Origin of the sequence: Clostridium sp. D46t1_190503_E9 (assembly GCF_015555225.1) — a bacterium.
In the GTDB taxonomy this organism is placed as follows: domain Bacteria; phylum Bacillota; class Clostridia; order Clostridiales; family Clostridiaceae; genus Clostridium.
Map to the genome: position 1 here is coordinate 1 of NZ_JADNKB010000019.1, position 16,271 is coordinate 16,271.

The 16,271-nt window shown below is 28.3% G+C and carries 18 protein-coding genes; all 18 read left to right on the forward strand.

All coding sequences use genetic code 11. From position 1 onward, the window contains the following. Positions 1 to 327: aldo/keto reductase (locus I2E83_RS16845; protein ID WP_243249653.1), on the forward strand; the 327-nt coding region annotated here is incomplete at its 5' end. 378 nt (positions 328 to 705) lie between these two features. Beyond that, positions 706 to 936 (forward strand): hypothetical protein, encoded by a 231-nt coding sequence (locus tag I2E83_RS16850; RefSeq protein ID WP_195262860.1) that lies wholly within the window; start codon positions 706 to 708, stop codon positions 934 to 936. A 21-nt stretch (positions 937 to 957) separates the two neighbouring features. Continuing rightward, on the forward strand, positions 958 to 1,722 hold the full coding sequence (rfbF, locus tag I2E83_RS16855; protein WP_195431198.1) for a glucose-1-phosphate cytidylyltransferase: 765 nt from the start codon (positions 958 to 960) through the stop codon (positions 1,720 to 1,722). Continuing rightward, positions 1,716 to 2,696 carry a GDP-mannose 4,6-dehydratase gene (locus tag I2E83_RS16860; RefSeq protein ID WP_195431201.1) on the forward strand — a complete coding sequence of 327 codons (981 nt, stop codon included), beginning with the start codon at positions 1,716 to 1,718 and terminating at the stop codon, positions 2,694 to 2,696. The genes rfbF and I2E83_RS16860 overlap by 7 nt, the downstream gene beginning before the upstream one ends. A 3-nt stretch (positions 2,697 to 2,699) precedes the next feature. Beyond that, positions 2,700 to 3,617: a hypothetical protein gene (locus tag I2E83_RS16865; protein ID WP_195431204.1), complete on the forward strand. Its 918-nt coding sequence runs from the start codon at positions 2,700 to 2,702 to the stop codon at positions 3,615 to 3,617. Between the two features lie 28 nt (positions 3,618 to 3,645). Next, positions 3,646 to 4,824 (forward strand): glycosyltransferase family 2 protein, encoded by a 1,179-nt coding sequence (locus I2E83_RS16870; RefSeq protein WP_195431207.1) that lies wholly within the window; start codon positions 3,646 to 3,648, stop codon positions 4,822 to 4,824. 32 nt (positions 4,825 to 4,856) lie between these two features. Beyond that, positions 4,857 to 5,795: a hypothetical protein gene (locus tag I2E83_RS16875; protein ID WP_195262865.1), complete on the forward strand. Its 939-nt coding sequence runs from the start codon at positions 4,857 to 4,859 to the stop codon at positions 5,793 to 5,795. A 649-nt stretch (positions 5,796 to 6,444) separates the two neighbouring features. Then, on the forward strand, positions 6,445 to 8,031 hold the full coding sequence (locus I2E83_RS16880; protein ID WP_195262866.1) for a glycoside hydrolase family 43 protein: 1,587 nt from the start codon (positions 6,445 to 6,447) through the stop codon (positions 8,029 to 8,031). Between the two features lie 387 nt (positions 8,032 to 8,418). After that, entirely contained in the window at positions 8,419 to 9,471 is a 1,053-nt protein-coding gene (locus tag I2E83_RS16885) for an energy-coupling factor ABC transporter permease (RefSeq protein WP_195262867.1), read from the forward strand. Between the two features lies 1 nt (position 9,472). Beyond that, entirely contained in the window at positions 9,473 to 10,201 is a 729-nt protein-coding gene (locus I2E83_RS16890) for an energy-coupling factor transporter transmembrane component T (RefSeq protein ID WP_195262868.1), read from the forward strand. 33 nt (positions 10,202 to 10,234) lie between these two features. Further along, entirely contained in the window at positions 10,235 to 10,969 is a 735-nt protein-coding gene (locus tag I2E83_RS16895; RefSeq protein WP_195262869.1) for an ABC transporter ATP-binding protein, read from the forward strand. Between the two features lie 210 nt (positions 10,970 to 11,179). Further along, on the forward strand, positions 11,180 to 11,482 hold the full coding sequence (locus I2E83_RS16900) for an urease subunit gamma (RefSeq protein ID WP_195262870.1): 303 nt from the start codon (positions 11,180 to 11,182) through the stop codon (positions 11,480 to 11,482). A gap of 18 nt (positions 11,483 to 11,500) precedes the next feature. Further along, on the forward strand, positions 11,501 to 11,827 hold the full coding sequence (gene ureB / locus I2E83_RS16905; protein ID WP_195262871.1) for an urease subunit beta: 327 nt from the start codon (positions 11,501 to 11,503) through the stop codon (positions 11,825 to 11,827). Further along, complete coding sequence (gene ureC / locus I2E83_RS16910; protein ID WP_195262872.1) at positions 11,827 to 13,542, forward strand: urease subunit alpha; 1,716 nt, start codon at positions 11,827 to 11,829, stop codon at positions 13,540 to 13,542. The genes ureB and ureC overlap by 1 nt, the downstream gene beginning before the upstream one ends. Positions 13,543 to 13,612: 70 nt before the next feature. Next, positions 13,613 to 14,065, forward strand: a complete 453-nt coding sequence (locus I2E83_RS16915) for an urease accessory protein UreE (RefSeq protein WP_195262873.1) — start codon at positions 13,613 to 13,615, stop codon at positions 14,063 to 14,065. Beyond that, entirely contained in the window at positions 14,040 to 14,765 is a 726-nt protein-coding gene (locus I2E83_RS16920; protein ID WP_195262874.1) for an urease accessory protein UreF, read from the forward strand. The genes I2E83_RS16915 and I2E83_RS16920 overlap by 26 nt, the downstream gene beginning before the upstream one ends. 51 nt (positions 14,766 to 14,816) lie before the next feature. Then, positions 14,817 to 15,431 carry an urease accessory protein UreG gene (gene ureG, locus I2E83_RS16925; protein ID WP_195262875.1) on the forward strand — a complete coding sequence of 205 codons (615 nt, stop codon included), beginning with the start codon at positions 14,817 to 14,819 and terminating at the stop codon, positions 15,429 to 15,431. 1 nt (position 15,432) lies between these two features. Next, positions 15,433 to 16,266 carry an urease accessory protein UreD gene (locus I2E83_RS16930; RefSeq protein WP_195262876.1) on the forward strand — a complete coding sequence of 278 codons (834 nt, stop codon included), beginning with the start codon at positions 15,433 to 15,435 and terminating at the stop codon, positions 16,264 to 16,266. The last annotated feature ends 5 nt before the right edge of the window (positions 16,267 to 16,271 follow it).

A 16,271-nucleotide genomic window follows, 5' to 3' on the forward strand; every position in this document is an offset into this window, starting at 1 on the left:
TTAAGTCAACAAAAGGTTAGAGAATTCTGCAGAGAAAATGATATTCAAGTTGAAGCATGGTCACCTTTAATGGCTGGAAATGGATTGTTAGAAAATGAGATATTAAAAGAAATAGCTAATAAGTACAATAAAACAGCAGCACAAGTAGTACTACGTTGGGATTTACAAAGTCAAATAGTAACTATACCTAAATCTACAAATGAAAGAAGATTAACTGAAAATATAGATATATTCGATTTTAATCTAAGTGACGATGATATGGACAAGATAAATAGTTTAAATAAAGATTTAAGAGTAGGACCAGATCCAGATAATTTTGACTTCTAATTTATAATCAATAGAGTGTAGCTAGGTTATTTATAGTTACTTGAAATTATTAATTAGTAATGGAACAAAGGGAAGATTAAGTAATAGGTTTTTAAATAAATAGCACAAAACAATAACCGCACAGATTTTTCTGTGCGGTTATTTCATTTTATATAAAGAAATTCTTTGTAAAGTTTAAATTTAGATTTTAATAACTCGTCTGAGTACTTACCATTTCTAGATGTATGCTATTCATATTTAGATAATAACTTAATATTTAGTTAATAAAAAGCTATCTACAATATTTCGGATTTAAATGTAAGATATCAAAATTAGTAGCACAATAAATGTTCATGAATAATATATATTATGAAAACCGGTAAGGGATAGGTAATTAGAATGAAAGTAAAGATATTAAAAGGTACAAGTGCAAAAAAGTTAGAACATGAAATTAATGAGTTTATCAAAGATAAAAATATTATAAATATAAGTCATGAGATAGCTACTTCGAATTTGTATGATAGGTGTGTAATTATTTTGATAGTTATAATTTTATACGACGAATACAAACATTGCGGATATTCAGACCTTGATTCAATACTAGATTTAAGAAATAACAAAACGAATTAAAAAAATAATGGAGGGCAAAAGATGAAAGTTGTTATACTTGCTGGAGGAAAAGGAATTAGAATGAGTCAGTTAACAATGAATACGCCTAAACCTTTATGTGAGGTTGGGGGTATGCCCATAGTATGGCATATAATGAAGATATATAGTCATTATGAATTTAATGATTTTATTTTTTTATTAGGCTATAAAGGGGAAAAAATAAAAGAATATTTTATAGATTATTCATGGAAAACTAGAAGTTTTCTTTTAGATATGAAAAGTGGGGATATTAATATATATTCTGAACCAGAGCCATGGAGGATAAGCTTCATTGATACAGGTATTGAAACTATGACAGGTGGAAGGTTAAAAAGGGCTCAAAAATATATTGGAAATGAAACATTCATGGTAACTTATGGAGATGGATTAGCGGATATAAATATAGATGAATTATTAAAATTTCATAAAGAGCAGGGGAAAATAGCAACAGTTACAGGAATATATAAGAAAAGCCAATATGGAATTTTAACTGTGGAAGATGGATTAGCTAAATCTTTCGACGAAAAAAAGAACATTGATGGAATAATAAATGGTGGATTTTTTGTTTTTGAGCCAGAAATATTTGACTATTTAGAAAATGATACAACATGTGTTTTAGAACAAGATCCATTAAAAAAATTAGTTGAAGATAATGAACTTGCAGTATATATTCATAATGGTTTTTGGACTGCTATGGACACTTTAAATGATATAAATAATGTAAATAAAATTTGGAACGAAGGAAAAGGAGTATGGAAAATATGGTAAATAAGTTTTGGAATAATAAAAATGTTTTTATAACTGGTGGTACTGGATTTTTAGGAAGTTACTTAGTTAAAAAATTAGTAAATTACGGGTCTAATGTAACAATATTAGTAAGAGACTATATACCACAATCAAATATATATATTGGAGAGGAATATAAAAAGGTTAATGTCGTACATGGTGATTTAGAAGATTATCTATTAATAGAAAGGATACTTGGAGAATATGAAATAGATACAGTATTTCATTTGGCTGCTCAGGCAATTGTTGGAGTTGCAAATAGAAATCCACTCGGAACTTTTAAATCTAATATAGAAGGAACTTGGAATATACTTGAGGCTTCAAGAAAAAGTTCATTAATTAAACAAGTAGTAGTAGCATCTAGTGATAAAGCTTATGGTGACCAAGAAAAACTTCCATATGATGAAAATATGCCACTTCAAGGAAAGCACCCATATGATGTTTCAAAAAGTTGTGCAGATTTAATTGCTCAAACTTATTATGAAACTTATAATTTACCAGTATGTATTACAAGATGTGGAAACCTTTATGGTGGTGGAGACTTAAACTTTAATAGAATTATTCCACAAAGCATACAATCTATATTAAATAATGAAGCTCCAGTAATTAGAAGTGATGGAAGTTTTATTCGAGATTATTTTTATATAGAAGATGCTGTAGACGCATATATTAATTTAGCTGAAAAAGTTGTAGAGCTAAACTTAGGAGGACAAGCTTTTAATTTTAGTAATGAAATACAATTAACAGTTTTAGAACTAGTTAATAAAATATTAAAAATTATGGGAAGTAGTATGAAGCCTATAATATTAAATCAAGGAAGTAATGAAATAATACATCAATATTTATCTGCAAAGAAAGCAAGAACTGTATTAGGATGGAGTCCAAAGTATACGATTGATGAGGGGCTAAGCAAAACTGTAGAATGGTATAAGGATTTCTTTAAAAAGGAGATATAAATAATGCAAGAAAGTGTTTTTTGTATGGTTGTATCAAGGACTAGATTAATTCAGGCAATTGCATGTTTTTTATCTTTATATAAAAATATGGATAATTTTAAAGTATATATCCTTTGTGCAGATGAAAAATGCTATGAATTTCTTAAGGAGATTAATATAGATAAAATAGTGTTAGTAACAATTGATGAATTGAATAGAGAAGATTTGTTATCAATAAAATCTTCAAGGAAATTAAATCAATATTGTTGGACATTAAAGCCTGGTTTTATAAAGCATATCTTTACTTTAGATGATTCAATTAATAGAGTAACTTATATAGATTCAGATTTATTCTTTTATCAAAATCCTAATATAATATTTGAAAATCAACCAGATGCTTCTGTTTTATTATCAAGTGGGGAAATATTTTTGCCTATGTATTCGAAAGAATTTAATCAAACTATGCAAAATCTTACAGGAAATTTTAACTCTGGGTTTATTAGCTTTAAAAGAGATATTAACGGATTAGAGTGTGTTAATTGGTGGGATAAAATGTGTGTAGATAGTTGCACTTCAAATCCTGAAGATAATAAATTTGGGGATCAAAAATATCTTGATGACATGCCATTCCTATTCAATAATGTTTATGAAATAACAACTCAAGGAATAAATATAGGGCATTGGAATTATCTGAAATATAAGTTTACAGTTTCAAATGATAATGTGCTGGTAAATAATAATAAATTGATATTTTATCATTTTAGTGGTTTTAGAATAATTAGTAAATATGATATTAGACAGGTTCATGAAGAAGATAGAGTGAATATGCCATTTATTTATCAAATATATAAAAGAGCATTGGGAAAAATTATTGATGATGTTGAAAAGATAGATCCAGATTTTAAGGAATATGTTACCGTAGCTGCTGTTGATGATAATTAGAGAAGACTAAAGGGGAGAAGAAAAAGATATGAAAGCAAGTGTTATAATACCAGCATATAATTCTAAAGAACGATTGAACTATAATCTTATATCCTTAAATAATCAGGATTGTGACTTCAATATTTTTGAAGTTATTGTAGTCGATAATGGATCTAATGATAATACTCTAGAAATGTTACAAAGTTTTAAAGCTAAATTTGACTTTAAGTTTGTGAGACTTGAAAAAAATAGAGGAATAGCTCGTGGAAGAAATGAAGGGATAAGAAGAGCAGTTGGTGATATTCTAATATTTCATGATAGTGACATGATAGCTAGTAGAGATTTTATAACTAGGCATTTAAAAAATCATGAAGAAAAAGATATAGTTGTATGCGGAATACCGTGGAAGAGAATTTTTACTTTTTATTATAAAGAATTAGATTCAAATATTAAGAATTATTTAGCTGAAACTGTGCCTAAACAAGATGAAAAGCCTGATATTATAGATAAATCTCCATTAATAGATGTTGAATCAATAATTGATGGGAGTTATATAAATAAATCTTTTGATTTAGATGCAGAATTTATGAGAGGGCTAAAAAATATATTGAAAAATCACAATGAAGAATTGAAAGACTATCATCTACCATGGAGATTTTTTATAACTAATAATGCTTCGGCAGAAAGAAATAGAGTAATAGAAGTAGGAATGTTTGATGAAAATATAGTTGGATACGGATTTGAAGACTATGACTTAGGAATAAGGTTATATAAATCTGGGAGTAAATTTATATTTGATAAAAATATATTAAGTGTTCACCAAGAACATCCTACAAATATTAATATAGTTGAAGGTCGCGAAAATATAAATTATATATGTAAAAAATACAATAATAATTATTTTTTAGATGTAATATTAGTTTGTACGTCTGGTTTAACATCAATTAATGAATATGATTTTAATGAATTAACTATAGATATAAATAATATGTCAGCTATAAGCTATTTTAGGCCTTTGTTAGATATATTTTTAGAATTACTTCAGACATGTAGGCGACGCTACGTTATAGAAGGTGTTACAGATATAAGTAAAGTTATGCCAACTATAGATATTGATGTAAACAAGTTAATTATGGAAGTTAAAATTTTAAGAGATATATTTGGAATTAAATATTTTACAGAAGCTATGCTAGCATTAATAAGAGATGTTTATAATGTTTCTTATTAAATTCTAAAAATGTACTGAAGAGGAGGGAAAATATGAGTAAATATCATTTATCAATGATTCTATCGGAATCAAATTTATTTAAATTAATACCAATGTATGTTTCTTTAGAAAACTCTTGTAGTGATTTTAAGTTATTTATTCTATGTATGAATGATTCTGTTTACCATATATTAAATAAAATAGGTTTCAAAAACATTGTTTTAATACAACTAAAGGATGTAGAAGAAAATAATTATGATTTAGCAATAGCTAAGTCTAATAGAATATTCCATGAATATTGCTGGACTCTAAAGCCTATTTTTTTATATTATGTTATTAATAAATATGACAATGCGAAATATTATGCACATGTAGATTCGGATTTATTCTTCTTTTCGGATATAGCTTATATTTTTAATGAGAATCATAATGCATCAATTTTTTTGACAGAGCATAGAAATTCAGAAGAGTTTAAACACTTTTATGAATTAAGCGGATTATATAATACAGGATTTGTAGGATTTAAAAATAATGATGAAGCAAAAGCAGCAGTTAGGCTTTGGGGGGATAGGTGTTTAAAGAAATGTACTGTTGAATATGATGTAGCTAATAAAACTTTTGGAGATCAAAGATATGTAGAAGATTGGTCAAGTATATTTAAAAATGTGCATATAATAAACTCTATTGGAGCAAATGTTGCATTGTGGAATATAAAAAATTATAAAGTTTCAAAAAAGAATAATGTTGTTTATGTAGATGATTCACCTTTATTATTTTACCATTTTTCTGGTGTATTGTTATTAGGATCAAGAGAATTTGACTTATGTCCTTATTATCATATAGAGGATGAGAACTTAATAAATTATATATATGATCCTTATATTAGATGGCTATCACAATCAATAAAAAATGTAATTAAAGAATTTCCATGGTTTAATGAAGGATTTGTTGACAAGGCTGATATTGTGAATTTGAATAACTATAAAATATAATTAATATAAATTAGGAAAAATAAAATTTAAAATTGTACTAATAAATATACTAATCGTCTGTAGGTGGATTAAGTAGCCATTTACAGACGGTTATTTTTATAGTAGATATATCTGAAAATTATATAATAATAAATGATGGAAAATTAAAAAAGTACAACATCATATACTCAACTAATTGAAAAATCATATGACATGGGATTTTTGATGAAAAGCTCAAAAAGTTATTTTGTAATAGTAGTGAAATTAAGGAATAGGCACCAATGAATATTATATTTATAATATTCATTGATAATAATAGTTGAAGAAGAAATAAAACGTATTGTAAAAATATTCCATTTGTGATAATGTTATTTTGAGGTTTCTTAATAAGCACCTTAATTACATTTTATATAATAGTATAATTAAGGGAACTAATAATTTTATTGGAGTATATAAGAACAACATTAATGAGCTAAAGTTATAATAATTATCCTGTATATTAAGAATTTAATAATTATAATAGGAGGTGTTATATAAAATCTGAATCGTAAAAATGTTTACGATTTCAAATGTGGATTTCATAAGTTATATATTAATAGTAGTGTATATATCAACAATATTAAAGTGAAAAATTATGAAATGAAAAAACATTATGCAGGGGGAAATAAAAATGTTAAAAAAACACAGAGGCCCTTTATTGATTTTAGCATTAGCATTTAGTGTTGGAATAAATACTAATATAGTAAAAGCTAATACAGGTAAAACAACTAACACTAATATAGATACTACAGCTACCACTATCTCAACAATAACTAGTACAAATGCACTTGCAAAGATTCCAGGATCTTCTAATCCTCTTATTACACAAAAATTTGGAGCAGATCCATATGCTATGGTTTATAACGATAGAGTATATGTATACATGAGTAGTGATGCTTTTGAATATGATAGTTCAGGAAATATTATTAATAATAGTTATAGTTATATTAAAACAATAACTTGTATATCATCTGATGATATGGTGAATTGGACAGACCATGGTGAAATTAATGTAGCTGGATCAACTGGAGCAGCTAAATGGGCAAATAATTCTTGGGCACCAGCTGTTACACACAAGGTTATAAATGGAAAAGAAAAATTTTTTATGTATTTTGCTAATAATGGAGGCGGTATTGGTGTACTTACATCAGATTCACCAATTGGACCTTGGACTGACCCGATTGGAAAACCTATAATTACGAATAGTACTCCAGGCGTTAGCGGTGTTGTATGGCTTTTTGATCCAGCAGTTTTAATAGATGATAATGGAGTTGGATATTTATATTTTGGTGGAGGAATACCAGGTGGTAGTAATCCTACACAGAGTCAAATTGCAAATCCAAAGACAGGTAGAGTAATACAATTAAGTAGTGATATGATTAATACTGTTGGAAGTGCATCTGTAATTGATGCTCCATTTATGTTTGAAGATTCAGGCATACACAAATATAATGGTAAATACTATTATTCATATTGTTCTAATTTTTCAGGAACACACCCATCTGGAACACCTCCTATGGGGGAAATAGGCTATATGATAAGTGATAATCCTATGGGCCCATTTACTTATAAAGGTACTTTTCTTAAGAATCCATCATCATATTTTGGAGTAGGTGGCAACAATCATCATTCTGTTTTTAATTTTAAGAATCAATGGTATGTAACATACCATGCTCAAACTCTTGGAAAGGCAATGGGAATAGTAAAGGGATATCGTTCCCCTCATATAAATAAGCTTGAACATAATGCAAGTGGACTTATAAATACTGTTCAAGCAGATATGAAAGGTGTAGCTCAAGTTGCTAATCTTTATCCATATAGAAGGATAGAGGCAGAAACTATTGCATGGAGCAATGGTGTTTCAACTGAAAAATGCCAATCACCTGGAAGTATGGTAAGTAGTATTAATTTAAATGTTACTAACATAAATAATGGAGATTGGATTGCTTTATCAAATGTTGATTTGGGAAGTGGAGCTAAATCATTTACAGCAAACATTGCATCAACGGTAGGTGGAAAAATAGAAATACATTTAGATAGTTTAAGTGGACCGATTATTGGTACTCTTAATGTAAGTTCTACAGGTGGTACCCAACAATGGAAGGATATGTGGTGCGGTATAACAAATGCTAGTGGTGTTCATAATGTTTTCTTTAAGTTTGTTGGAAACGAAAATAGTCAGTTGTTTAATATTGATCATTGGGGATTTATTTATTAAGTAAAATTTAGGACTTAAATTGAATAATCAATAGAATAAGAACTGGAAGAAGGAGTTTCAATAGTTGTTGGAATTTCTTCTTTTTTTATCTTAAAAATTTTACATAAAGTATAATTCAAATAATATAAAAAAAATTAGAGTCCACAAAGTTTTTTTCATAATATGTAAGACTGGACTAATGATAGAGGTATTATATAAATAATTATTATTGAGTAGATAAATGTAGTTACTTTATTAAGAAATACAGTAACTACAAGATTTTTTAATTCATTGCAATAAGCTGCAAAAAATATACTGTTGGAAGCCCATTTATAAATTGATAATTTGCATATAAAATAGTAAAAATGAATAAGTATATTTTAATGAGAATATTCAGGGGGAATAAAAATGCATATGGCAGATGTATTAGTAACTCCGAGCGTTGGCTCTGCAATGTTAGTTGCAGCAGCTGGAGTTACAGCTTATTCAGTTAATAAAATAAGGAAAGATGAAGATATTCAAAATAAAATACCACTAATGGGGGTAGTAGGAGCTTTTGTATTTGCAGCTCAAATGGTTAATTTTTCAATACCTGGCACAGGCTCGAGTGGACATATTTCAGGTGGAGTTCTGCTTGCAGCAATTTTAGGACCAGAAGCTGGATTTTTATCACTTACATCCATACTAATAGTTCAATCTTTGTTTTTTGGTGATGGAGGTCTTTTGGCTTTAGGATGCAATATTATAAACATTGGTTTTTTCGGTTGTTTTATAGGATATAAGCTTATTTATAAAAATACAATTTGTAAAAATTATACTAAGAAAAGAATTATGCTAGCATCAATTTTAGGAGCGGTTTTTGGATTACAATTTGGTGCATTTTCAGTTGTATTAGAAACATTAGCCTCAGGTGTAACTAAATTGCCATTTCAAGTATTTCTTTTTTTTATGCAGCCTATACATTTAGCTATTGGTATAGTAGAAGGAATAGTGACAGGAATAGTTCTTAATTTTTTATATCAAAATAGGCCAGATATCTTGGAAAAAGCAGCTACAACAAAGATTTATAAAATGACCAAGAAAGAATTAATTTCAATTATTCTAGCAGTTGCATTAGTTGTTGGAGGAGGAATTTCACTTTTAGCATCATCACATCCAGATGGGCTTGAATGGTCTATTTTAAAAACTTCAGGTAGTGAAGAATTAAGTGTTAGTGGTTATATTTATGAAAAGGCATTAGATGTACAAAATAAAACAGCGTTTTTATTAGACTATGGATTTAACTCTGATAATCTATCTGCAACTGAAGAAATTATAGGAAAAGTAATATCTGGAGTTGTCGGAGTTGCTATTACAACAGGAATTATAGTATTAATAGCCTATATTTCAACAAGAGAAAAAAAATCATATGCTATTAATGGTGAGGTAAATGAGATAGAAGATAAATTTGAGGAGAAATAAGATGGATGATATTAGTAAAGCTATATCTAACATTAGAAAGGTAGATGAATTAGGGGATAAGTGTACAATGATTCATAAAATAGATTCATCTATAAAAATTATAGTCACTATCATTTATGTAATAAAAGTACTTTCTATAAATCAATTTATAATATCAGATATTATATGTATAGTGTTATATCCTCTAATATTATTTATATTTGGGAAAGTACCAGTAAAATTTATTTTCAAAAAAATATTGTTTGTTTTACCTATTATATTTGGACTTTCAATAATTAATATAATTATAGATTTTTCTTATTCAGAGATTTATTTTTCAGTATTACTTCTATTTAAATGTACTTTCACTTTAGTAGGTGCACTCCTTTTAATAGTAACTACTGGAATTAACAATTTAGCATCTGGACTTAAAAAACTAAAAATACCTAACATTCTAATAATGCAGATATTAATGTTGTATAGATATATAATTTTGATGATGGAGGAGTGTTATAGAGTGAAATCTGCTTATGAATTAAGGACTCTAGGAGAAAAATCTATGACTATAAAAGATTTTGGGCAGATAATAGGGCAAATGCTTTTAAAAACTATAGATAAATCAGAAAAAGTATATGAAGCAATGAAGCTTAGAGGATTTGAGGACGATTTATACATTAATATTAATAAAAGAGTAGGATATATGGATTTTTTATATTTAATTACATTTGCAGTAATTTTAATCTTTCTATAATAATAAGATCAGAATATTAATTTTGGAGGATTTATGAACAAAAAAGTAATAGAAGTAGATAATATTAATTACAAATATCCAGATGGATATAGAGCTATAAAGGACGTATCTTTTTACGTAAGAGAAGGAGAAAAACTTGGAATTATAGGTGCAAATGGCGCTGGAAAATCTACTATGCTAAAATTACTTATAGGTATCTTAACAGCAGAAAATGGAAGAATTATTGTAAATGATATTTTGCTTAATAAAAAAAATTTAAAGGAAATAAGAAAAAAAGTAGGTTTTGTATTTCAGGAGTCAGATAATCAGCTTTTCATGAATACTGTATATAATGATATTGCATTTGGCCTTAGAAGCGGAAAATTAGATGAAGAGAATATAAACTTAAAAATAGATAAGATATTAGAAGAAATTAAAATTGAAAGGTTAAGAAATAAGCAGATATATAAATTATCAGGTGGAGAAAAAAAGGTTGTAGCAATAGCAGGAATTATAGTTATGAATCCTGAGATAATTTTGATGGATGAAGTAACAGCATCACTAGATCCAAAGTCTAGACGAACAGTTATAAATTTAATAACAGATTTAAAAGAAACAATAGTTATTGCCAGCCATGATTTAGATATGATACTAGATGTATGTGATAGAGTTTTAGTATTTAGCAATGGGGAGATTATACAAGAAGGATCTTCATATTCAATACTTAGTAATGAGAAAATTATGGAGGAAAGTAATTTAGAGCTTCCATTATCACTAATAAAAAAATAAATATAATAAAAAAGTACTGTTAAATATATTTATACAAAATCTTACTTGATAAATATATTTAACAGTACTTTTTTACTAGGAATTTACAAAAAAATATAATTAAAGGTTCATAATATTTACTTATTTCTTCTAAAATTAGGTATCTTTATTTGAAAACTACAAATAATAGATAATACTTGCCAAAGTAATATAAAAAAGGAGGAAAATGAATTGTATTTAACAGATAGAGAAAGAGAAAAACTTATGATTGTTGTTGCAGCAGATGTTGCAAGGAGAAGAAAAAAGAAAGGTTTAAAATTAAACCATCCTGAATCTGTAGCGCTAATTACTGATGAGCTCTTAGAAGCTGCTAGAGAAGGCAGGGAAGTAAAAGATTTAATGGATTATGGTACAAAAATTTTAAGCAAGAGTGATGTAATGGAAGGCATATCTGAAATGATTCAGGTAGTTCAAGTCGAAGCGACATTTCCTGATGGGACTAAATTAATTACAGTACATGATCCAATACGTTAAGAAAGGAGACGGATATAATTGACACCAGGAGAATTAATTATAAAAGAAGGAACTATAGAATATAACAAAGGAAAAGAGGCAATAAAGCTTGAGGTGGTGAATACTGGAGATAGACCTGTGCAAATAGGTTCTCACTATCATTTTTATGAAGTAAATGATTTTTTAAAATTTGATAGGGAAAAAGCTTATGGAAAGAGATTAGATATTCCATCAGGGACTGCAGTTAGATTTGAACCAGGAGATAAAAAGGAAATAAATTTAATAGATATTGGTGGAGTTAGAAGAGTTTATGGTTTACGTAACTTAGTTGATGGATATTTAGATGGAAGGAGTTGTAAAGAGTAATGAGTTTTGAAATAGATAGACATCGTTATGTAGAATTATTTGGACCAACAAAAGGAGATAAAATAAGGCTAGGGGACACAGATTTAATTATTGAAATTGAAAAAGACTATACAGGATATGGAGATGAATGCAAATTTGGAGGTGGTAAGGTATTAAGAGATGGAATGGGCCAAAATGCAATTGAAAGCAGAGAAAATCCTATGGTTGCAGATCTAATCATTACAGGAGCTACTGTTATAGATTATACAGGAATATATAAGGCTGATATTGGTATCCGTGATGGAAAGATTTTAGCTATTGGTAAGGGTGGAAATCCTTATACTATGGATGATGTAGATTTTATAGTAGCACCAAGTACAGAAGCATTAGCTGGAGAGGGAAGAATAATAACTGCAGGGGGGATAGATACCCATGTGCATTATATAAATCCAGATATTGTTAGCGCTGCATTAGAGGGTGGGATAACAACACTTATAGGGGGAGGGACTGGCCCAGTTGATGGAACTAATGCTGTTACTTCAACACCAGGAAAATGGTCTATTCATCGTATGTTAGAATCCTCAGAAGCATTTCCTATAAATCTTGGCTTCTTAGGAAAAGGTAGTGGAGCAAATATGAAAGTTACAGCAGAGCAGATTGAGGCAGGTGCCTGTGGGCTTAAGGTTCATGAAGACTGGGGAGCAACAAGATCAGCAATAGATTATTCACTAAAAACAGCAGATGAATATGATATTCAAGTTGCAATACATTCTGATACATTAAACGAAGGTGGATTTGTAGAGCATACAATTGAAGCATTTGCAGGAAGAACCATTCATACATATCATACTGAAGGAGCAGGCGGTGGTCATGCACCAGATTTATTAAAAGTAGCTTCTAAACTTAATGTAATACCAGCATCAACTAATCCAACTAAGCCTTTTACTATAAATACAATTGCAGAACATTTAGATATGTTGATGGTATGTCATCACTTAGATCCTAAAGTTCCAGAAGATATAGCATTTGCAGATTCTAGAATAAGAAGGCAAACAATTGCAGCAGAAGATATATTACAAGATATGGGTGTATTTAGTATTATGAGTTCTGACTCAATGGCTATGGGAAGAATAGGTGAAGTTATTACTAGAACATGGCAAACTGCAAGTAAGATGAAAATGCAAAGAGGCATATTAGAAGGAGACTCCGGAGAAAATGATAATAATAGAGTTAGAAGATATGTTGCAAAATATACTATAAATCCAGCTTTAGCACAAGGAATATCAAAATATGTAGGTTCTGTAGAAGTAGGGAAAATGGCAGATTTAGTAGTTTGGGATACACAATTCTTTGGTGTAAAACCACATCTAGTAATCAAAGGCGGTATGGTAAATAAATCAATAATAGGAGAAGCTAATGCATCTATTCCAACATGTCAGCCAGAATATTATAGAGATTGTTTTGGCTCATATGGAAAAGCAAAATATCCAACTTCTGCAACTTTTGTTTCCAAATACGCATACGAACATGGCATAAAAGAAGAATTAGGATTGCAAAAGTTAGTATTACCAGTAGGAGGAATAAGAAATTTAACAAAGAAAGACATGAAATTAAATAATGCTACTCCAAAACTTGGGGTTGATCCAGAAACTTATGATGTTACTGTAGATGGAGAGTTAATAACTTGTGAACCAGCAAAAGAGCTACCATTAGCACAAAGATACTTCTTATTTTAAATTTTACATTATTCATTTTGCATTACTAGTTTTACAGTATGCTATGGCATTCTATAGGAGGGATAGAGAAATGATCTTTGATGAGGTAATAGGAAATATTAATCAAATAGATAATTTAAATGGATATCATGTTGAAACAATATATTTAAATAGTGAAGACATGCTTAAAAGAATTCTAAGAGTAACTTCAGATCATAATAGAGAATATGGAATAACATTAAAAAATAGTGAAAAGCTAACAAATGGTGATATTCTTTATAATGTAGATAAGAAGCTGATAGTTGTGAAAATTAATAGTGAAGATGTTTTGCTTATTAAGCCAAGAACTATAAATGAAATGGGAATAATAGCACATGCTTTAGGAAATAGGCATCTCCAAGCACAATTTGAGGATGATAAAATGATAATCCAATATGACAGGTTAGTAGAAGAAGAATTAAAAAGAGATAATATTAATTACTCAAGAGAAAATATAACTTTGAAAAAGGCGTTTAGACATGTTGAATTTGCACACAAACACTAAAAATAATGAAAATAATATTATAAATATACTGCGAGTTATACAAATATGTGATTCTAGCTTCCCTATAGGTTCTTTTAATCATTCATATGGTATGGAAAGTTATTTAAGAAATAATAAGATTAATAGTACAGAAAGTTTGAAAGAATACATTGATATGTTTTTAAATAATGTATTTATTTATAATGATGGATTAGCAATTAGGATGTTATATGAATATTTAAATAAAAATGAATTAGAAAAGATTTTAGAACTTGATAGAATGATTACAGTTCAAAGCATAGCTAAAGAAACTAGGAATGCTTCAAAACTTGTAGCAAGCAGAATGATTAAACTTCTTCTTGAGTTATATGATAGTGATATTTTAAAAGCATATGAAGAAAAAATTAATATAAAGCAAGCTTTTGGGCATCCAGCTATAGTGTTTGGATTACTTATGTATACTTTGAATTTTTCAAAAGAGGAAGCTATAAGTTTCCATATGTATAGTACAATTTCAACACTTATTCAAAATGGTGTTAGGGCTATACCCATAGGACAAAAAGATGGTCAGATAATTCTTAAAAAGTGCAGTGAGAATTTTAAAGTTTTATATGAAAAGATTAAAAGTTTAGATTATAGCTTTTTTGGTGCAAGTACTCCAGGCATTGAATTAGCACAAATAAATCATGAAGTACTGGAGTTTAGATTATTTATGTCTTAAAATATGCAAATTAAATAATTAAAATCGATTATATATGAAAGGGTGAGCTTTATGAAAAAAACAGTAATAATAGGGGTCGGGGGGCCTGTTGGAAGTGGAAAAACTTTGTTAATAGAAAGATTAACTAGATTAATGAAAGATGAATATAATTGTGCAGTTATCACCAATGATATTTATACAAAGGAAGATGCTAAATTTTTAGTAAAGAATTCTGTGTTAACTGAAGATAGAGTTATTGGAGTAGAGACAGGAGGGTGTCCACACACAGCAATAAGAGAAGATGCATCTATGAATTTTGAGGCTATAGAAGAAATGAAGAGTAGATTTAATGACTTAGAGATTATTTTTTTGGAAAGTGGTGGAGATAATTTAGCAGCAACATTTAGTCCAGATTTAGTTGATTTCTCTATTTATATTATCGATGTAGCACAAGGTGAAAAGATTCCAAGAAAAGCAGGGCAGGGAATGATAAAGAGTGATTTATTTATCATTAATAAGATAGATTTAGCTCCTTATGTTGGAGCAGATTTAGAAGTTATGAGAAAAGATACGCTAACATTTAGAAAAGAAAATACATTTATATTTACTAATTTAAAAAAGGATGAAGGTGTAAATGAAGTTCTATCTTGGATTAAAAAGAATTGTTTATTAGAAGGAATTAACTAATATGAATAGCAGTAAGTATGCTGGAGAATTTGAAATAGTATTAGAGAAAAAGAATGAAAATACTGTTATAAGTGAAAAAAAATTTGATGGTCTAATAAAAGTATCCCCAACTATTCATCTTGATAGTGAGAAGATTTCAACTTATTTTATAGTTGGTCTTGGAGGTGGATATGTTGAAGGTGAAAAGTATAAATATAGCATTAATCTAAAGGAAGATTCAAGATCAATTATAACAACACAATCATCTACAAAAGTATATAAATGTGTAAATGGAAAGAAAACTGAACAAGAAACTCTAATAAATTTAGAGAAAAACAGCATATTAGAATATATAACAGATAGTGTAATACTATATAAGAATGCAATTTATAAGCAAGTAAATAATATTTATATGGATGAAAGTGCAACACTTATATATAGTGATGGAATTACGTCTGGATGGTCAAAAGAAGGAAACCCATTTCAATATAGTAATGCACAGTTAAAAACAAATGTATATGTAAATAATAAAATGGTTCTATTAGATAATTTATTAGTAAATCCAAGAGAAGATGATGTTACCAAATTAGGCTTTTTTGAAGGATATCAAAATTTTGGAACATTACTTGTAATAAATAAAAATATTAATGTGGAAATTATTGAAGAATTAAGAAATGACATCAAAAATTTAAATTTACCAATTTGCTTTGGTATATCAGAACTTGAAGTAAAAGGTTTTGTATTAAGAGTATTGGGTAACTTGACCCAAAATATAGAAAGTGCAATAAAGTTATGTCATAACTATATAAGGAAGAAATTTTTAAATTCTAGAGAATTATCTATACGTAAATATTAATAAGA